Annotated in this window: 15 protein-coding genes and 3 pseudogenes; 13 read left to right on the forward strand and 5 right to left on the reverse strand. The window is 64.0% G+C overall.

The features are described from left to right. Positions 1–42 precede the first annotated feature (42 nt). Complete coding sequence (locus tag CX676_RS22180; protein ID WP_101754946.1) at positions 43–1257, reverse strand: replication initiation protein; 1215 nt, start codon at positions 1255–1257, stop codon at positions 43–45. A 517-nt stretch (positions 1258–1774) separates the two neighbouring features. Here CX676_RS22180 and CX676_RS22185 point away from each other — a divergent pair. The 4 genes from CX676_RS22185 to CX676_RS22200 all read left to right on the forward strand — a co-directional run bounded on the left by CX676_RS22185 (position 1775) and on the right by CX676_RS22200 (position 4925). Next, entirely contained in the window at positions 1775–3193 is a 1419-nt protein-coding gene (locus CX676_RS22185) for an AAA family ATPase (RefSeq protein ID WP_101754971.1), read from the forward strand. Further along, a complete protein-coding gene (locus tag CX676_RS22190; protein ID WP_101754947.1) occupies positions 3171–4280 on the forward strand; it encodes a ParB/RepB/Spo0J family partition protein in 1110 nt (369 codons plus the stop codon). Before CX676_RS22185 ends, CX676_RS22190 begins: the two co-directional genes overlap by 23 nt. Positions 4281–4384: 104 nt before the next feature. After that, on the forward strand, positions 4385–4630 hold the full coding sequence (locus CX676_RS22195; RefSeq protein WP_101754972.1) for a type II toxin-antitoxin system ParD family antitoxin: 246 nt from the start codon (positions 4385–4387) through the stop codon (positions 4628–4630). Then, positions 4617–4925: a type II toxin-antitoxin system RelE/ParE family toxin gene (locus tag CX676_RS22200; protein WP_101754948.1), complete on the forward strand. Its 309-nt coding sequence runs from the start codon at positions 4617–4619 to the stop codon at positions 4923–4925. Before CX676_RS22195 ends, CX676_RS22200 begins: the two co-directional genes overlap by 14 nt. A 4-nt stretch (positions 4926–4929) precedes the next feature. Here the strand turns inward: CX676_RS22200 and CX676_RS22205 are convergent, their stop codons facing one another. Beyond that, on the reverse strand, positions 4930–5997 hold the full coding sequence (locus tag CX676_RS22205; RefSeq protein ID WP_101754949.1) for a tyrosine-type recombinase/integrase: 1068 nt from the start codon (positions 5995–5997) through the stop codon (positions 4930–4932). A 127-nt stretch (positions 5998–6124) separates the two neighbouring features. Between CX676_RS22205 and CX676_RS23255 the strand changes: the two are divergent. From CX676_RS23255 to scpB, 3 genes and pseudogenes are all read left to right on the forward strand, one after another. After that, positions 6125–6418: pseudogene (locus CX676_RS23255) on the forward strand (DUF1403 family protein); the annotation flags it as partial. Positions 6419–6569: 151 nt separating this feature from the next. Then, entirely contained in the window at positions 6570–7016 is a 447-nt protein-coding gene (locus tag CX676_RS23260; RefSeq protein ID WP_269801969.1) for a DUF1403 family protein, read from the forward strand. Positions 7017–7018: 2 nt separating this feature from the next. Beyond that, positions 7019–7624, forward strand: coding sequence for an SMC-Scp complex subunit ScpB (gene scpB / locus CX676_RS22215; RefSeq protein ID WP_101754950.1), 606 nt, complete (start codon positions 7019–7021; stop codon positions 7622–7624). A 41-nt stretch (positions 7625–7665) separates the two neighbouring features. Here the strand turns inward: scpB and CX676_RS23375 are convergent. Beyond that, positions 7666–8676: pseudogene (locus tag CX676_RS23375) on the reverse strand (IS110 family RNA-guided transposase); the annotation flags it as partial. A gap of 696 nt (positions 8677–9372) precedes the next feature. Between CX676_RS23375 and CX676_RS22230 the strand changes: the two are divergent. From CX676_RS22230 to CX676_RS23265, 4 genes are all read left to right on the forward strand, one after another. Further along, positions 9373–10130 (forward strand): IS5-like element ISPso2 family transposase gene (locus CX676_RS22230; protein WP_101754952.1). Its coding sequence is split into 2 segments (ribosomal slippage): positions 9373–9697 and positions 9697–10130, totalling 759 coding nucleotides; the frame shifts between segments, so codons are not numbered across the junction. 434 nt (positions 10131–10564) lie between these two features. After that, positions 10565–11695 carry a Fic family protein gene (locus CX676_RS22235; RefSeq protein WP_101754953.1) on the forward strand — a complete coding sequence of 377 codons (1131 nt, stop codon included), beginning with the start codon at positions 10565–10567 and terminating at the stop codon, positions 11693–11695. Positions 11696–11708: 13 nt separating this feature from the next. Then, positions 11709–12593: a DUF1403 family protein gene (locus CX676_RS22240; RefSeq protein ID WP_101754954.1), complete on the forward strand. Its 885-nt coding sequence runs from the start codon at positions 11709–11711 to the stop codon at positions 12591–12593. A gap of 290 nt (positions 12594–12883) precedes the next feature. Further along, complete coding sequence (locus tag CX676_RS23265) at positions 12884–14719, forward strand: Hint domain-containing protein (RefSeq protein WP_269801970.1); 1836 nt, start codon at positions 12884–12886, stop codon at positions 14717–14719. 438 nt (positions 14720–15157) lie between these two features. Here CX676_RS23265 and CX676_RS22255 read toward each other — a convergent pair whose 3' ends face one another. Beyond that, a complete protein-coding gene (locus tag CX676_RS22255) occupies positions 15158–15844 on the reverse strand; it encodes a hypothetical protein (RefSeq protein WP_232816741.1) in 687 nt (228 codons plus the stop codon). On the opposite strand from CX676_RS22255, the pseudogene CX676_RS22260 reads away from it, so the two are divergent. Further along, a pseudogene (locus CX676_RS22260) lies at positions 15783–16542 on the forward strand (Mu transposase domain-containing protein); the annotation flags it as partial. The gene CX676_RS22255 and the pseudogene CX676_RS22260 overlap by 62 nt on opposite strands. 183 nt (positions 16543–16725) lie before the next feature. On the opposite strand, the gene CX676_RS22265 reads toward CX676_RS22260, so the two are convergent. Further along, on the reverse strand, positions 16726–17304 hold the full coding sequence (locus tag CX676_RS22265) for a TetR/AcrR family transcriptional regulator (protein WP_232816732.1): 579 nt from the start codon (positions 17302–17304) through the stop codon (positions 16726–16728). A gap of 138 nt (positions 17305–17442) precedes the next feature. On the opposite strand from CX676_RS22265, the gene CX676_RS22270 reads away from it, so the two are divergent. Then, the gene (locus tag CX676_RS22270) at positions 17443–18432 is read left to right on the forward strand and encodes a zinc-dependent alcohol dehydrogenase family protein (RefSeq protein ID WP_101754957.1); all 990 of its coding nucleotides are present in this window, start codon (positions 17443–17445) and stop codon (positions 18430–18432) included. Positions 18433–18539: the final 107 nt, after the last annotated feature.

Here is an 18539-nt window from a genome sequence, read left to right on the forward strand (position 1 = left end):
TATCGGGCGCGGCTTTGCCGGGGCTTCCGTGGCGGTTGCCCGTCACGCCCCCTCTATCCCCTCGAACAGCCCCGGCGACATGTCCTCCCAGAAGGCGCTGATCCGGCCTGCGTTCAGCGGCGAGACCCAGCCATGGCGGGTGAAATCGTCGCGCATCCGCGCCTCGGTGAGCTGGCTCAGGAACAGCCGCCGGTCGGCATCGCGCTGCGTCGGCGAGCGCGATTTCACCAGTTCGAGGATGCGCCGCAGCCGCGCGGCCTGCGCGCTGACCGACGCCGTGGCCGGGGCAGCGATGGCGGCACCACCCTGCCCCGCCGCATCCTCCTCGCTGCCGAAGTTCCCGTCCAGCGCCGCGCTCAGGTAGCCGACCATGCTTTTGACGTTCTTGCGGGTCTCGACGTAATCGAGCTTCGCCTCGACCTCGTCCTCGCCATGCACCCCCAGCCATTGCCGCGCCAGCCGGTCACTGACCCCCAGTGCGCGCAGGCGGGCATAGACCGGCCCGTGCCGCATCCCCTCGCCATCGTCGATATCGAGGATCGCCAGCTGCGGGTTCTCGCGGATGCGAAAGCGGATCTCGCTGACCACCCTGCCCTGCTTGCGCGTCTCGGCGGTCAGGATGATGTTGCTGGTGCGGTTCACTTCGTCCACCGCCGGCTTGATGATCTTGGCGTTCAGATGCTTGAAGCTCTCGTAATAGGCCGAGCCCTCGACCCCCATCAGCCGTCGGAACAGCTCCAGCGGCCACCAGCCGGTCGAGCCGGTGCGGACAAAGCGATAGCAGTTTTCATAAAGCGCCAGCGCATGACCCGAGGTGAAGCGCCGCTGGATATTCAGGTTGATCAGCGCAAAGACCTTGGGGTCATGCATCTTCTCCGCCAGCGCCGGGGAATAGGCATATTCGCAGACCCCGCCCTTCAGCTTGGCATAGCTCAGAAGGCTCGACACGCCCCATTCCTGCTGGCCCTTCTCGTCCAGCATGTCCCATTCGGCCACCGTCTCAGCCAGCCCGCGCAGCGACTGTTTCAGCGTCTCCATGTCGTTCGAATTGTAACCGATCATCAGGCACAGCGTCCGCGCATCGATCTGGTGCCGGGTCCGGCTGATCAGCGTGTCATAGGCGTTCAGCAGCAGCACATTCGACAGCTTGCGCTGCAGCAGCGTCAGCTTGCCCGACACGTGGATCGCGGCCACATGTTTCTTCACCGCCCCCCGGCGCAGGGCGCCGGTCAGCTGGTCGCGGGGGATCTCGTCCATGGTCCTGCTCGTTCGTCTTTTTTGCTATTATGCCCGAAAAGGTACCCTCGGTCTACAAATCTTCAGGCACCCATCTGCAGGGAAGCTCGGTCCCGGAAACGGGTTCCTCTGGACGTTGCGCGCAACACAGGTACCCTTTTACGGGATCAGACCCCCTGCCCTATCGCTCATTTCCCCCGCATTTGCCCGCTTTCGCACCGATCCCGCAGACGAATACCCGAATAACCGCGAATCGGTGCCGCCGGTCCTGCAGACGGGTACCCCTCGTCCCGGAATCGGGTCCCCTTCAACCCGGAATCGGGTGCCTGATCGCACCGAACATCTTGTAATCTAAGAAGAACATGGTCCGTAAAGACTCTAAAGCAGATAAACAATCTACAAGCTTTATGCTGCTGTTTTCCTTGATTTCAGAAGGGTTTCGCGGCGAAACCTGCCATCGGGGATTCACAGACCCCGGTTCATGTGCGATAGTTTTGCCAAAACACATATCGAAGCAGCACATCGCGAAAGTAGCATGATGTCAGGCAAGGACACTCTCCCGCCCTATTTCAACATCGATCCGGCCAAGGCAGCCAAGCGTCTGTCCGAGCCTATCGACACCGCCCGATTCGCGAAAGCCGCCGCCTTCGCCGCGCGGGGGCGCGAGGATCTGGCCAAGCGCGGCTATGCCCCCGACGGTCGCAAGCGCCTGCGCCGCTTCTCGACCTGGGAGGTCTGCCAGTACCTGATCCCGGTCGCCCCCGCGCATTTCCGCCGGGTGCTGCGCAAGTCCCCCGATCTGCCGCAGGGCACCGGCGAGGGCAATTCGAAATGGTTCACCCTCGAGGAGGTCTTGCGCCTCAGGGACCATTTCGCCGCCGAGGGCGCGGCGGGCCGCGAATACCGCCCCTGGCGCCCCGAGGGCCTGCCCGCGAAAACCATCGCGGTGGCGAATTTCAAGGGCGGCGTCGGCAAGACCTCGACCGCCGCGCATCTGGCCATGTCGGCGGCGCTCGACGGCTACAAGGTGCTGGTCGTCGATCTGGACAGCCAGGGCAGCATGACCTCGATCATGGGCGGACGGGTGCCCGATGAATGGTCCACCGCCTTCCCGCTGCTGGCCAAGGATTACGCCCTCGCCCTGCAGGACGAGAACCGGGTCCGCGCCGCCGCCGGTCAAAGCCCCCTGCCCTTCGACGAGACCCTGACCGAGGCGCTCAAGCTCAGCGCCCGCGACGTGATCCAGCCGACCCATTGGCCGAACATCGATCTTCTGGGCGCGCAGCTGAACCTCTACTGGGCCGAGTTCCAGGTACCGGTCTGGCGCATGGGGTTGCGCGGCTGGCCGCTCTGGGATGCGCTTGGCAACGCGCTCCACAACGACCGCATCGTTAACGATTACGACATCATCATCCTCGATACTCCCCCGGCGCTTGGCTATCTGACCATCAATGCGCTGGCGGCGGCCGATATCCTGCTAGTGCCGCTTGGGGCCAGCTTCCTGGAATTCGACTCGACGGGACGGTTCTTCGACATGCTCTATTCCACCTTCGCCAGCGTCGAGGATGGCGAGAACGCCGCCCGTCGCCGCGACGGCTTGCCGGAGATGCGCTTCGAATGGGACGCCGTCCGCGCGCTGATCACCCGCTTCGATGCCGGGCAGCAGACCGATCTGGCCAATGTCATCCAGGCCTATTTCGGCGATTTCATGACCACCTACCGGCAGGAAACCACCGCCATGGTCGGCCAGGCCGGCGAGCAGGTGAACGGCATCTACGAGGCCGATTACCGCGAGTTCAACCGCGACACCTATGTGCGCGGCCGCGAGACCTTCGATCGCACCTGGGCCGAGGTGAAGGAGCTGATCCTCGGCGCGTGGTGGCGGGATCTGCAACTTGAAAAAGCCGAACTGAACGGCAAGGAGGATGAGGCAGATGGCCAAGCGCAGGCGTCTTGAGACCCCGAGCAATGCGGATATGGACCGCATAGAGGAACAGTTTCGCAGCGAAACCTCCGGCCGGCTGACGCCGCTTCGGGGCATCGCGCCGATCGCCCAGGTCGCCGGCGACAGCGCCGCCGCCGCACCGACCGAAACCGGCGAGGCGCGGGCCGAACGCGCAAAGCTCGAGGCCGATGCGGCGCGACTCAAGGCGGCGCAGAGTCAGGGCCTGTTGATGGTCGAGATCCCGCTCGACCAGATCGACGAGGGCGCGATGATCCGCGACCGCATGGTGATGAGCGAGGAGGCGATCCAGGAGCTGCGCCAGTCCATCGCCGCGCATGGGCTGCGTCTGCCGATCGAGGTGTTTGAACTCGAGAAGCCGAACGGGCAGGGCGCGCGCTACGGCCTTCTCTCCGGCTATCGCCGTTTCCTCGCCACGCGCGGGTTGCTGGAGCTGACCGAGGCCGACAAGTACCAGACCATCCGGGCGCTGATCCGTCCGCGCGAGGCCAGCGGCGGCGCTTTCGTCTCGATGATCGAGGAGAACGAGGTCCGCGAGGAGCTGAGCCATTTCGAGCGTGGCCGCATCGCGGTCATCGCCGCCAACCAAGGCGCCTTTGCCAATACTGAGGATGCGGTGGACAAGCTGTTCGCCACCGGCTCCAAGGCCAAGCGGTCCAAGATCCGCTCCTTCGCGGTGATCTTCGAGGAACTGGGCGATATGCTGGCCTTCCCCGAGGGCCTGACGGAGCGCCGTGGCTTGCAACTGGCCGGGGCGCTGCGGCGCGGGGCCGAGGGCAAGCTGCGCGAGGCGCTGTCACAGGTGGCACCCGTCGATGCCGACGAGGAATGGCTGGTCATCGAGCCGATCATCCGCGCGCTGGAACAGGGACCGCAGGAGACCAAACGCGGCGGGCGGCCCAAGACCTCGCCCTTGGGCTATGGCTGGATCGACGACAAGACCGTGCGCACCTCCAGCGGCATCACCATCCGCCGCGCCAGCGACAGCAAGGGCCAGATCCTGCGCTTCGAGGGGGTGAAGGCAACGCCCGACATGATCGATCACCTGATGTTCGAGATCCAGCGGCTGCTGGACGGCTGAACCGGGTTTCGCAGCGAAACCGGGGCAGGGGCGAGATGAAAGCGTGTGCGGCAGTCTTGTCGAATGGCAAACTTTGCCATATCCTCGGCTGGAAGGAGACCGCCATGGGCACGATGAACATCTCGCTACCGGACCCTATGAAGTCCTGGGTTGAAGATCAGGCGAAATCAGGTCGTTACGCGAATTCCAGCGACTATGTGCGTGATCTGATCCGCCGCGACCGGCAGCGCCAGCAGGCGATCACCGAGATCCAGGCCGCGATCGAGACCGGGATCGCCAGCGGACCCGCCAAGCCGCTTGATCGCGCGGCCTTCAGGGCTCGGATGCGCGCGGAACATGCCGGAAAGTAACGGCTGGACCCTTCGGCCCTCCGCTGAATCCGACCTGTCAGAAATCTGGCGCCAGGGGGCCGCGACCTGGGGTGTCGAACAGGCAGAGCGCTATACGGACGGCTTGTTCGCGGTCTTCGACCTTCTGGCCGCCTTTCCGGACTTGGGACGGGAGCGCAGGGAGTTTTCCCCGCCCGTCAGGATCCATCCCAATGGCTCGCATCTCGTGATCTATCGGCAAGACGGGCAGGGGGTCGAGATCATCCGCATCCTGCATGGACACCAGAACCTGACGGCCTATCTGCTGGAGGACTGACCCCTCACAACCCCGCCGCCTTGGTCAGGTTCACCCGGAACCGGTCCCTGCGGCGCTGGTAGCGGCGGGTCATTTCGGCGCTGGCATGGCCCAGCTGCTTCTGGATATGCCGCTCATCGACCTCGGCACTGCTGGCCAGACCGGCGCGCAAGCTGTGGCCGGAATAGCGCGCCAGCCGTTCCGCCTCGGGCCCGTCCGCGCCGATGCCGGCCTCGTGGACGGTCTGCTTGACCAGCCGGGCGACATGCTTGTCGCTGAGCCGGTCCGGGGTTGCCTTCAGCCCGTCGCGGGTGACCGCCACGAAAACTGGCCCGAAACCGATCCGCGCGTAGTGCAGCCATTGTTCCAGCGCATGCACGGGGCATGTCTGGTCGGACGAGCCCCGCGCGATCTCGACCTCGCGCCAGCCGGTCTTGCCGTTCAGCGTGACCAGCAAACCCTCGGGCAGGATCTCAATCCAGCCGCCCTGGTCCAGCGTATCCTCGCGACCGTGATCGAGACCGACGATTTCGGACCGCCGCAGCCCACCGGCAAAGCCGATCAGCAGGATCGCCCGGTCGCGCAGGCCGCGCAGGTCATGGGGCAGGGTGGCGATCATCTCGATGAGATCGCCGGGCAGGATCGCCTCCTTCTGCTTTGGCGGGCGGGCATGCTTGCGGCGGATGCCGGCGAGCACGGTGGCGATGTGGCGGTCGGCGCGGTCGAGCGGCTGGCCGCGTTGGGTGTAGTTCCAGCAAAGCCCCGAGACCCGCCGCTCGATCGAGGCGACCGAGAGCGAGGCGGCCAGATCGGCAAGGTAGAGGCCAACGAGTTCGGGCGAGGGGGGCAAGGGGCTCGCGCCGCGCATCCGGCCCCAGCGGGCGAAATCCGCCCAGTCCCGCGCATAGGCCTTGGCAGTGTTCGGGGCGATGGCGCCACGGGCATAGTCGCGGGCGGTGTCAGCCAGCCGGTCGAGGGCGGCGGAGACCGGGATCCGGTCGGGCAGGGCAGGGGGCGCGTCGCTGTGGTCCGCTTCGTGCCGGACGAGAGCATTCGGGGGCGCTGAAGGCGATTTTGGGAGGCTTTTGCTCATGTCGGGCAGGCTATCATCTTTATGTCCGATAATGCAAACTTATTGGACACAGGGAGGAGAGGCAGGCTGCGGCGGTTATTGCGGAAGTCGCTGGCCATAAGCGCCGCCATCGACTAAGCCCTTGGGCATGACCCGCGCCCATCCCCCTGTCCCTGACCCAACTGCCAATCTGCCGCGGCTGCCCGATTGGCTGCGCCGCCTTCCGGTCGAAACCGCTGACGAGGCTGCCTTTTCTGCTGGCGCGGCGCTGGCGTTGATCGATCAGGCGCAGCGTTCTGCCGGGCTGCCGCAGGCGCTGTGGCGCGACCGGCTGGCCCTGTCCGCCGCCACCCAATCTGCCCGCATCGCCGGGCGCCCGGAGGGGGAAAGTGCCATCCGCGATGTGCTTGGCCTCTTGCGCGCAGATGAACAGCCCGGCCCGGCCGGCGAGATTGGCCTCGGCTGGCGGCGGGCCACGGAACGAGCCTTGTCCGAGACGGTGCTGGCGCGTGCCGTGACGGGGCTGGACGAGGCGCAGCTTGCGCTGTGGCAAACCCCATCGCAAGGGGGGCCCGGTCGCTGGAGCCGCGGCGGTGATCGCAGCCCTCTTGGCCGAGATGCCGCGCGGCCACCTGGCGGCCACGATCCTGGGCGATGCGGCGCTGGCCCGGGCGCTCGGCTGGACGCACCTGGTGCCGCTCTTGGGCCTCGGGCTGGCGCGCCGCGATCTCGGGGCAGGGGGCGGCGATCTGCGGCTGGCCTGTCACCGGGCGGTGCTGAAAGCCGCCGGTCCGGCGCTGCTACTGGGTGCCGATCTGACCCGCCGCGCCGAGAGGTTGCGCGGCCTTGCGCCGAAGCTGCGCGCGAAACAGTCCGACCGGGTGGTCGATCTGATCCTCACCCGCGACGCCATCGCGCCGGCGATGCTGACCGGCTTCATGTCCGACCGCGCCGCGCGCCGCATCTGCGACCGGCTCGCCCAATTGGGCGCCGCCCGCGAACTGACCGGGCGCGAGACCTTCCGGCTTTACGGGCTGTGACCATGGCACGCAATTCCCGACCCGATCCCGAGCTGGACCGCCACCTGGAGGATCTGCCGCCGGAACTGCGCTGGCGCGAATGGCTGCGGCGGATCGAGGCGGTGCTGTTTGCCAGCGCCACGCCGGTGGCGCGCGAGGATCTGGCTCGCGTGGTGGGCGATGTCTCGGTGGATCTGCTGATCGCTGATCTGGCGGCAGAGTTGGCCGACCGCCCCTATGACCTGGCGCGGGTCGGCAGCGGCTGGATGCTGCGCACCCGCCCCGCCTATGCCGCCGCGATCCGCACGGCCGCCGAGCTGGGCGAGGCGCGGCTGGAGTTGAACGAGGCCGAGACGGCGGCGCTGGCCGCCATCGCCTGGCACCAGCCGATCAGCCGCGACGGGTTGAAGGAGATCTTCGGGCGTGAGATCAGCCGCGACCTGCTGGGCCGCCTCGCGGCACGCGGGCTGATCGCCACCGGGCCACGGGAACCCCGTCGCGGCGCACCGCAGACCTTCGTCACCACCGACCAGTTCCTGGCGACCTATGACCTGCAGAGCCTCGCCGACCTGCCGGAGATGGACGCCAGCAGCGCCGGCCCGAGCGAAGACCTGGGCCATGCTGGTTGAAGCGGCATCATTTGGATCGCCGAGAACCGCAGCACTTGGAACGGAATGGTCAGGTGCGGCGCGACAAACAGGGTCAGCTTGTTGGCCAGCGCAACAATCGCCTTGTTACGGTGCGTCCGCGCTTCAAGCGCCGTGAGCCAGCCACCAAGGGCGTGGTTCGCGCGGTTCAGATGCAGGAAGCATGACCGCGCTCCGTGGATGATCAGCCGCCGGACATAGCGATTGCCGCGTCTGCTGATGCCGAGAAGGGTCTGCTTGCCCCCGGTCGAATGCTCTGCCGGAACCAGTCCCAGCCACGCGGCCATGTCGCGCGCCTTCTTGAACTGCCGACCATCGCCCGCCGCCTCGACAATCGCAGTCGCTCCAAGCGCCCCGATGCCTAGGATGGTCACCAGACGGCTGACGGCGTCATGTTGGCTGGCATACGCCTCGACCTTCCTGTTCACGGCCTAGATGCGCCGCTCGATGTAGGCGATGTCATCAAGCAGCTCTTCGAGCAGCATCCGCATGTCGGGGGTCAGATCGTTCTCCGCATTGGCCAGATGCCGTCGGATATCGGTATGGAAACCGCCGCCGCCAACCCGCATCGCCAATCCATATTCGAGGCAAAAGGCGCGCGCCTGGTTCATCAGCGCCGTCCGCTGTCCGACGAGACGGTCACGAATGCGGTGCAAGGCCTGCAGATCAGCCTGTTCGGGCGTCCGCACTTCCACGAAGCGCATCGTCGGTCGCGTCACGGCTTCGGCGATCGCCGCCGCGTCGACCGTGTCGGTCTCGTTCGATTTGACATAGGGCTTCACGAACCGCGCCGGGATGATCTGGGCATCATGGCCCATCGCGACCAGCCGCCGCGCCAGCCATTGCGAGCCGGGGCAGGCTTCCATGCCGATCAGAGCCTTCGGCGCGGCATCGAAGAAGGCCATCAATGTGTCGCGCGAGAACTTCGCACGCTGGATCACCGCTCCGGCGGCGTTCAGGGCGACGACGTGGAACACCTTCTTGCCGATGTCGATGCCGAAGGTCGTCGTCTCAGGATCAGGCTTGGTTCGCATCCTTTCTCTCCGTTTGGTGGTGGTCTCCCACGACGCTACGCCGGGGCGCGGGGCGGACCATCCCATAAGTGGTGTCGCCCGCCGTGAAGCGCGAGGCTGTCGCGCATCTGAAGGCCCTGCTTGGGCTGTCGGAACGGCGGGCGTGTCGGATTGCCGGGGCGGACCGAAAGACGGTGCCCTCAGCCACAGCACTGCGTCAGGCACTGAACATGAAAATTCGCACCGAGGCATTCGCTTCAACGGCCTAAACTCTGCTGATTCCGCTGGGTCATTGCACGGGGGCACAGCGCGCCAGCGCTTGCTTTGCCCCCGGGTGAACGTATGATCGCCCAAGATCGCATCTGATGGGAACTTAGTTATTGCCGGCCTTTGATCATAATCCGTTCCGACTGCTCGGAATTGCGCCGGCGACAAGACACAGCGAGGCGGTCGAGGCTAAGGACGATGCCGTATTTGATGGCCGCCTTGACACCATGGCCGCAGATGATGCTGTGCATCAGCTCAGCGACCCTCGCCTGCGCCTTCAGGCCGAATTGAGTTGGCCGCTTGACTCGGGAGATCTGGCCGATCCGGAGCTGCCCGATAGATTGTCCGGGCAGCCATCTGTCAATGTGAAGCCAGGTTCCCCACTAGGGTCAGGATGCATTGATTTCTGTTTCGCTGCGTGATTCACGCCTCCGAAAACGGAGCGGTGACATGAGCGATCTCTTCTGGCTGACCGACGCGCAGATGGCGCGCCTGGCTCCCTTCTTTCCCAGGTCGCACGGGAAGCCCCGGGTTGATGACAGACGGGTGCTGAGCGGGATTATTTTCATCAATCGCAATGGCTTGCGTTGGCGCGATGCGCCCGCCGCGTATGGCCCACATAAGACGCTCTACAGCCGGTGGAAGCGTTGGAGCGAAAAGGGCATCTTCGCGCGGATGATGGCCGGGCTGGCGGCGGAACACGGCGAGAAAACGACCGTGATGATCGACGCAACATACCTCAAGGCCCATCGAACGGCGACCAGCATGGCCGCCAAAAAGGGGGGCGTGGTCGCCTGATCGGTCGAACCAAAGGCGGTATGAACACCAAGCTGCACGCCATCTGCGACAGTCAGGGGCGACCGATCGACCTGTTCGTCACCGCTGGACAGGTCAGCGATTATATCGGCGCTCGTGCCCTGCTGAGTGGCCTGCCAAACGTCAAATGGCTACTCGGGGATCGTGGCTATGACGCTGACTGGTTCAGAGAAGCTTTGCAGGACAAGGGGATACGTGCCTGCATCCCAGGCCGGAAGAAACGCAAGACGCCGATCAAATACGATAAGCGGAGATACAAGCGGCGTAACCGCATCGAGATCATGTTCGGCAGGCTCAAGGACTGGAGGCGCGTCGCGACCCGCTATGATCGATGCCCCAAGGTGTTCCTCTCAGCCATCGCCCTCGCGGCTCTCGTCATCTATTGGTTATGAATCCTGACCCTAAGGTTCGTGGTTGAAGCGTCGAAACTCCACCTCGACCATACACCTCGATGGCCACCCGCGATTACACCGTTGAAGGCGCAGAAATTACACCACGTCCTCGGACGCTAACTCAGAAATCTGAATCGTTGGTGCGGCACCGATTCAGGACATTGATGGTCCAAGGTCCGCCCTATCGCGCTGCGACCGCAGCGCCCATAACTCATGACAGGCTTGCGGGGTCATCGACAGGCAAACTGGACCGTTGTACCAGAAGGCCTATGAGCGGCCTCGATTGCCATTCTGCAGCGCGAACCAGGTCAACTGCTTGTTCAGCCTGTCCATCGTCAGCACATCCCGCCAGGTAGCTTCTTTGAGCGATAGGGTTGACTTTTATGCCTCATCAATGATCAATATATGAGTTATAGAAAGGATGTCTATAACTCATGGCTTGGAACTGGGCGCTGCCTGATTGGCCGGATTTCCGGTATGACACCTCCGCTCTGGAGCCGTTCGAGCAGAAGTTTCTTCTGTCATCTGGGGAAATCCTCGGCGCGGTCCATCATGTCCGTAAGCCGGAACGCGAGCAATTCCGCATCGAACTGCTCAGCGAGGAAGCGATGCAGACGAGCGCGATCGAGGGTGAAATCCTCGACCGGCTTAGTGTCCAGTCTTCGCTGCGTCGCCATCTGGGGCTCGATCCGGATAGCTACCCTGCCAAACCGCGCGAACAGGGTGTGGCGGAAATGATGGTGGACGTCTATTCCAGCTTCGCGGACACGCTGACTCATGAGACGCTGTACCGCTGGCATCGGATGCTCCTGTCCCATGACCATCGGTTGGAAACCATCGGGGCCTACCGACACCACGCCGAGGCGATGCAAATCGTATCCGGTCGCCTCGACAGGCCGACGATCCATTTCGAAGCGCCTCCCTCAGCGCGGGTCATGCCCGAGATGGAGCAATACGCGGACTGGTTCAACAAGACCGGGCCCAGGGGAGCAGAACCGCTTCCAGCCCTGACCCGCGCAGGACTAAGCCACCTCTATTTTGAAAGCATTCATCCATTCGAAGACGGTAACGGCCGCCTCGGACGCGCCCTTGCGGAAAAGTCACTGGCGCAGAACATCGGCCAACCGACCCTCATCTCGCTCGCCTTCACGATCGAAAAGGAGCGCAAGGCTTACTACGACCAGCTCGAGCAGCATCAAAAAACGCTCCAGGTGACCGATTGGCTCGTCTGGTTCGCGGAAGTTGTCTTGAAGGCCCAAAAGGTCACACTCGACCGCGTGGGCTTCTTCATCAACAAAGCGCACTTCTACGATCAGCACAGAGACCACTTGAACACACGCCAGGCCAAGGCCATCGCTCGAATGTTTCGGGAAGGTCCCGGAGGGTTCAAAGGCGGTCTCAGCGCAGAGAACTATCTCAAGATCACGGGAACGTCACGCGCAACCGCAACCCGCGATCTGCAGGATCTGGTCGAGAAAGGTGCGCTCAGTCGAACTGGGGAACGACGTCATACGCGGTACTGGTTGAATATGGACCACAAACCGGAAACTGACACATTCGCTTGAGAAGGACTGCGCGGTGGACCTGGCGCAGGCCACGCAGGCCATCGGCCGGTTGGACGGGCTCCTGGCCGGGCTGGACGAGACCATGCGCCGCGGTCTGATTGCCCGGCTGGCATTCAGTGAGGTCGTGTCCATGCTCTGGGCCGCGGGGACGCCGATCCCGCAAGAGGTGCTGATCCGGGACCTGGCCGATGCCCCGGCCTCGGTCGACCTGGAAGCGCTGGCACTGGCCCGGTGGGCCATCGGGCGGTTGCAGGGCAGGGGGCGTCTGGAGGCGTTGCGGGATTTCCTCGGGCTGCACCGGGCGGGGCAGGGGCGGGGCGACAGCGACCTGCTGCGCCCGACCGGAGCCGATCTTGACTCCGAGACCGAGGGGTTTGCGGCGGGACTTGCCGCGCTGGAGGGGTGCCATGCGATCACACGGGCAGCGTTCGGATGCCGGCTCTGGCGGCTCACCGATCTGTCGCCGGACGGGCACCAGCTGGAAGCGATGTGCTGGGCGGCACGGGCCATGGCGGACAGCGCGGGGCCGCTGGTGATGGTGCCGATGGGGCAGGCCGGGCGGCGAGTTTGGACGATAGGTGGTGATGCGGAAGGATTTCTGAGGGCGTGGTGCGGGGCCATTGCGGCCGGCTGCGAGGCGGGGTTCCGCGTGATCCGGCAGCTGATGGAGTGGGCAGATCGGGCCAGGCGGACGACGGCGCGGATCAAGGGCGGCAATGCGGGATTGGTGATCGATGTGCTGATGACGCATCCGGTCCTGTCGGCAATGGCACTGGAAGCGGAGGCAGGGATCAGCCGCGATACCGCCGAGCGGCTGCTGGCGCGCTTGCAGGGTCTAGGGCTGGTGCGCGAGATCACGGGCGGAACGCGGTTCCGGCTGTGGACGGCGGTGCTGTGACCACGAGCCCGACCGTCCCGGCGTGATCGTCTGTGTCACGCGACAAGGAATTTTCCGGTGGACTAGGCGGCTCCTCGGTAGCTCGAGAACCATCGCGCAACATCGATGAAGCGTCTCGATCGAGTAGTCGCGCGTCGTCAGGGCACTTCTGCGACTACCGAAAACGATAGATGACAGAACTCCGGCGTCACATATATATAGCGCGATTAAGGCCGAAGTGAACGGCACATCTCCGATGGCTCGACGGCTATCGCGGATGTATGTGAAGTGGTTTTTTGGAGGCGATGTTCATGCCCAGCTTTACCTACCAGATGCTGTATCTCGGCCAATTGGCGGACATGGATCCCACCGAGACCAACAACACCGCAGAGAACGTTGGCGCTGTTCTTGGGAACCGGGTTTTTGGCAGCGCCGGGACGCCGCTCTTCTCGCAGAGTACCCAGGTGACGCTGAACGACAACCGCGGCACCGGCAATACCGTCTCGCTGAACCACAACCAGCCGGGCGGGACTGGAGCGCTGGACAATATCACTTACACGCTGAACGACACGACCTACACGCTGCAAGCGGACTCGACGATCCGGGTCTATAACGTATCGGTGGTCCAGGCCATCGGTGGCGGTGCGACCCGCACCATTACTGTACCGGTCCGGCTGATACAGGATGTGAGCGGCAATGTCTTCCTGATGCCGCCGCCGGTTGTCGGCAGCGAACCGGGTGAGTCGGCGATCACCGAATTTCCGATCATCTCGGTTTCGGTCCCGAACAACCCCTCGAACATCAGCGATTTCGGCGGGATCACGGCGGAACGCAATCTGCTGCCCTTCAGAGATGGCTATGTCGATGGCAGCGACGGCAACAACGTCATCGGTCAAGGCTATATCGACGGGGCCGGCGACCGGGTCGATGCCAATGATGCCATCCTGCCGGGCATGACCGGCAATGACGATTACATCCGCGCCGGGCTGGGCAATGACTCGGTTTCGGCCGGGGCGGGCAATGACATCGTCGAGGGTGGGGCCGGCAATGACACGCTTCTGGGCGAGGCCGGCAATGATACGCTTTTCGGCGGTGCTGGTAACGACACGCTGCGCGGCGGGGCCGGGAATGACAGCCTGAGCGGCGGCGCCGACAATGACCGGCTCGAGGGCGGGGCCGGCACGGACAGCCTGACCGGGGGCGAGGGCTTCGACACCTTCCTTGCCGGCGATGCCGATATCATCACCGATTTCAACACCGCGACCGGGCAGAACATCGCCGATGGCAATCAGGCGAATAACGACTTCGTCGATCTGAGCGGCTATTACAACGCCGCCAACCTGGCCGCCTATAACCTGGCGAATGGCACGAATTACGCCACGCCGCTTGGCTGGCTCAGGGCCGATCAGGCCGATGGCGTGCTGCAATCTGCGGGCGGGCTGATCATTCGCAATGGCGGCGCGGCCGTGGCGGGGGCCAACCTGACCTGGGACAACACCAATGTCCTCTGCTTTGCCGCCGATGCCGGTATCTGCACCGCCTCGGGCGAGGTGGCGGCGGGCGATCTCAAGGTCGGCGATCTGGTAGAGACGCGCGAGGCCGGCCTGCAGGCGATCCGCTGGATCGGCAAGCGCCGGCTGGACGCGGCGATGCTGGCCGAACATCCGAAGCTGCGCCCAATCCGCATCTGCAAGGGCGCGCTTGGCGCGGGCCGGCCGACGGCGGATCTGGTCGTCTCGCCCCAGCACCGGATTCTGGTACGCTCGCGCATTGCCCAGAAAATGTTTGGTACACCAGAGGTGCTTGTGGCCGCCAAGCAGCTGTGCCAGATCGAGGGCATCGACGTGGCGGAAGACTTGGATGAGGTGACCTATATCCATTTTCTCTTCGATACCCACCAGATCGTTCTGGCCAATGGCGCGGAAACGGAATCGCTCTTCACCGGCGACGAGGCGCTGAAATCGGTTGGTCCGGCGGCGTTGGAGGAGATCTTCACGATATTCCCTGAACTTCGAGCTCCTGAGCATGCTCATGTCCCGGCGCGGGAACTGGTCTCGGGCCGGCAGGGCCGCAAGCTGGCGATGCGTCACCTGCAGAACCGTAAGCCGCTGGTGGGAGAGGTCCGAGGAGAGGGCAAGACTGTGTGACCAGTCGCAAGGCAGTGGAGGACGTCTCACGGCCCGGGCGTGATCTCGGCAGAGAATTCGGCCCCCGAGTCTGCGAACAGACGGCGGGGCTAACTGGCCGCGCGGTGATTGCAGGAACCGGGAAACCGAACTTTTGGGTAGCCGTTGCCTGGCCCCGGCAAACCTTTCCACGTCCAATTTCAGGCATCTGCTACTCACAACCGCCCAACTGCACCGTTGAAAACAAAAATGCCCCGCCAAAACAGGCGGGGCATACTCTTTCCTCGGGGGGGACAGAACTATATCGCCACAATATGGCTTCGATAACAGCTTAGGTAAACTTACCTGTTTGGACAGGCCATGTGTCAATTTGCCTCGTCTCGTCTGTTGAGGTTTACCGCGTCGCGCACCTGTATTCTACCGGATCATAGATTCGGATCGACAGGGACAAAGAACCCGTTACTTGCCATGCTCGAAGCGACCGCAGAAACCGGTCCTAACCGTGGCGAGATTTTCGTGGCTCTTGCCCGCCATCGCTCTCTGGGCCAGCCTGAACTTGCCGCGCGGGCCAAGCCCGCCTCTGGCGAGGCGGTCACCGCAGGCGCCGAAATAGGCTCGCAGTTCGTCATCGCTTGCCAGCGCGCCCCAATTTCCCGCCTCCTGGTCTACGCCGCGAATATCAGGCGCAGGCTCTCCGGCGCAAATGTCTTCCAGCACCGCCGACAGTATGAACCGCAGGTCACGTTCCTGGCAATCGGCGATGACGACGACCAGCCGCTCGATCGCCGCCGCTCGCCCAAGGCGCGCGGCGGGCTGAACGGCTTGATCAAACATCGTCATCCTCCGCTGCTTCTCGGCGGGCTGCTGACGCGCCAGCGTCATCTGGCGGCCGCGCAGCGAGTTCCATGGTCGCACGAGCGTGCGCGTGAGTTCGGCGATTGTTGCGCCATTCAGATCCATCGCGAGGACTGTGGCATCCTCGACCGGGGAAAACCGCCAGACGCTAACAGGTTGCTGAAATAGTCGCCCCTCGACGCGGTTTGAAGAACATGATTTGTTGATTTCCACCAAGAAGTGAGCCGGATACGAGAACATGCGCACGGCGGTGGACCGTGTCGGCCGCGGCAGAGAGCGGCAGGTCAACATCCGCTTCCTCGCCATGGCCAACCACTATGTCTTCGAGCCGGAGTTTTGCTATCCGGCCGCAGGCTGGGGCGAGCCATCGTGGCGCCATCGGTTCAAGCCCGATGGCGAGCGGACAGGTCGACAAGAACGTTCAGGACTCCCGCCGACAGGTCTTGCAGGGGATGCCGGGCTTTTGCGACCTTGCCACGATGAACGCCTGGCTGGAGCAGCGCTGCCTGGAGGTGTGGCAGGAGACCCCGCACGGCACGCTGCCGGGCACGATCGCCGATGTCTGGGCCGAGGAGCGGGCCGCACTGATGCCCCTGCCGCCCGCCTTTGACAGATTCATCGAACTCAGCAAGCGCGTCTCGCCCACCTGCCTGATCAGCTTCGAGCGCAATCGCTACAGCGTGCCGGCGTCTTTCGCAAACCGGCCTGTCAGCCTGCGGATCTAACCGGACCGGCTGGTCGTGGGGGCCGAGGGCAACATCCTGTGCGAGCATGGCCGCGTGTTCCAGCGCAATCACCAGGTGCCGCCGCGGACCATCTATGACTGGCGGCACTATCTTGCCGTTCTTCAGCGCAATCCCGGTGCCTTGCGCAATGGCGCGCCCTTTGCCGAGTTCCCGCCTGCCTTTCGGCACCTGCAGGAACAGATGCTCCGCAAGCCCGGCGGTGATCGCGAGATGGTCGATACCCTCGCCTTGGTTCCCCGCCACGCACAAATAAATATCGATACTTGGTATTACAAGTTTCCGCGGCTATTCAAAAATCCTGTCGAACGCTGCGGTCTCCCGGAATGGGATGATGATTTGGGCACGCGGACTTCGGTCGGAGTGGGCTTTGCTGCAGGTCGACAGAGGTTTGTTGCAAGAACACCTAGGACGAGCTCGCTTCGACCATCACACCGCGGCCGGCCATCGATCGAGTGCCATTTTGGCGATGGAGAGTAGTTCGTTGATCGTAGCGCCGTCGCGCGCCTGAACGGACATGCCCTCCATGACCGTATTGATGAATTTGCCTAAGACGGCCGGATCGGCATTGGCCGCAAGCTCGCCCTGACAGGCGCCGCGTTGCAGACGCTCGATCAGGAGGGCCTCCGCCGCGATACGTTTGTCGCGCAGCAGGCGTTCGATGGCGGCGGACGCCGGCGACACGGCTGCCGCTGCCGAATACATAAAGCAGCCGGCCGGCGTTCCCGGTTCCGAGAACGATAACGCCGCTCGTTCCAGCAGGCCTTTGACAGCCTCGAAGGTGGACAACGCCGGATCGTTGATGGGTGCATAGAGGTGTACGCTGAACGTCGCGGCGTAGCGCTCGATCGCCGCCGCGAACAGCCCCGCCTTGTTGTCAAACGCTGCATAGAGACTGGCGGCGGCGACACCAGTCTCCGCCACCAGATCGGCCATCGAAGTCGCCTCGTAGCCGCGCTGCCAGAATAGCCGCACCGCCTTGTCGAGCGCAGCGTCAGTGTTGAACACGCGAGGGCGACCTGCGCCCCGACGGGCTTTCGTGTCTGTCATGTCTGCTGCCCGATATAGAATGATCGATAAATAATATCTTGAAACTGGTGGCTCATACCGATACAGAACGATCATTCAATAATCAAGGAGTGTCCCATGAGCCGCATCGTTCGTATCCACGAATATGGCGACGCCAGCGTCCTCAAGATTGAAGATGTGGCAGTGGCCGCGCCCGCGGCCGACGAAGTGCAGATCGCGGTCAAGGCGATAGGTATAAACCGCGCCGAAGTGATGTTCCGCAACCATGCCTACCTTCAGGAAGCCGAGTTCCCGAGTCGCCTCGGCTACGAGGCCGCCGGCACCATCGTTACGGTTGGCGAGGACGTGACCGGGTTTGCGGAAGGCGAAGCCGTCAGCGTCATCCCACCGCTCGATATCGCGCGCTGGGGCACCTACGGCGAGGTCGCCAACGTGCCCGCCCGCCTTGTCGTCAAGCATCCGGCGGCGTTGTCGTTCGAGGAAGCGGCGGCCGTGTGGATGCAATATGTCACCGCTTGGGGCGCCCTGGTGGAGCAGGCGAAGCTCTTCGAGGGCGATTTCGTCATCGTCACCGCTGCTTCCAGCAGCGTCGGCCTTGCTGCCTTCCAGATTGCGCGGATGGTCGGTGCGACGGTGATCGCGACGACGCGTACCAGCGCCAAACGCCAGGCCCTCCTTGATGCCGGTGCACATCATGTCGTCGCGACCGAGGAAGAGGATCTGGTCGCAAAGGTGATGGAGATAACCGATGGTGCAGGTGCGCGCGTGGTGCTCGATCCGGTCGGAGGCCCGTCGTTCGAGCCGCTGACCGCGAGCATGGCGCGCGGTGGCATTCTGCTCGAATATGGCGCGCTCAGCGGCGAGCCGACGCCGTTCCCGTTGTTTTCAGTGCTGGGCAAGAGCCTCACGCTCAAGGGTTATCTCTACAGCGAGATCGTCTCGGACGATGCCGCCCTTGATCGTGCTAAGGCGTTCATCGTGGCGGGACTGGAATCTGGCGCGCTCAAGCCGCGGATCGCGCGCACTTTCCCGCTCGACGCCATCCAGGACGCGCACCGCTTCCTCGAATCGAACGACCAGATCGGCAAGGTCGTCGTTACGGTCTGACCGGCATACAGGGGGGAGTGAGCGATCGCTCCCCCCCTCCCGGACACAGGATCGGACCCTCGGCGCCCATGCCAAGGCTGCTGGTGGCGCAGGCTTGAGAGCATGAT

Origin of the sequence: Paracoccus zhejiangensis (genome assembly GCF_002847445.1) — a bacterium.
Lineage (GTDB): Bacteria > Pseudomonadota > Alphaproteobacteria > Rhodobacterales > Rhodobacteraceae > Paracoccus > Paracoccus zhejiangensis.

Excerpts from the sequence above, each read along its gene's own strand:
- CX676_RS22185 (WP_101754971.1), top strand. The coding sequence starts at position 1,775 with ATGTCAGGCAAGGACACTCTCCCGCCCTATTTCAACATCGATCCGGCC.
- scpB (WP_101754950.1), top strand. The coding sequence starts at position 7,019 with ATGGCACGCAATTCCCGACCCGATCCCGAGCTGGACCGCCACCTGGAG.
- CX676_RS22200 (WP_101754948.1), top strand. The coding sequence starts at position 4,617 with ATGCCGGAAAGTAACGGCTGGACCCTTCGGCCCTCCGCTGAATCCGAC.
- CX676_RS22205 (WP_101754949.1), bottom strand. The coding sequence starts at position 5,997 with ATGAGCAAAAGCCTCCCAAAATCGCCTTCAGCGCCCCCGAATGCTCTC.
- CX676_RS22195 (WP_101754972.1), top strand. The coding sequence starts at position 4,385 with ATGGGCACGATGAACATCTCGCTACCGGACCCTATGAAGTCCTGGGTT.
- CX676_RS22270 (WP_101754957.1), top strand. The coding sequence starts at position 17,443 with ATGAGCCGCATCGTTCGTATCCACGAATATGGCGACGCCAGCGTCCTC.
- CX676_RS23265 (WP_269801970.1), top strand. The coding sequence starts at position 12,884 with ATGCCCAGCTTTACCTACCAGATGCTGTATCTCGGCCAATTGGCGGAC.
- CX676_RS22190 (WP_101754947.1), top strand. The coding sequence starts at position 3,171 with ATGGCCAAGCGCAGGCGTCTTGAGACCCCGAGCAATGCGGATATGGAC.
- CX676_RS22180 (WP_101754946.1), bottom strand. The coding sequence starts at position 1,257 with ATGGACGAGATCCCCCGCGACCAGCTGACCGGCGCCCTGCGCCGGGGG.
- CX676_RS22255 (WP_232816741.1), bottom strand. The coding sequence starts at position 15,844 with ATGTTGACCTGCCGCTCTCTGCCGCGGCCGACACGGTCCACCGCCGTG.
- CX676_RS22235 (WP_101754953.1), top strand. The coding sequence starts at position 10,565 with ATGGCTTGGAACTGGGCGCTGCCTGATTGGCCGGATTTCCGGTATGAC.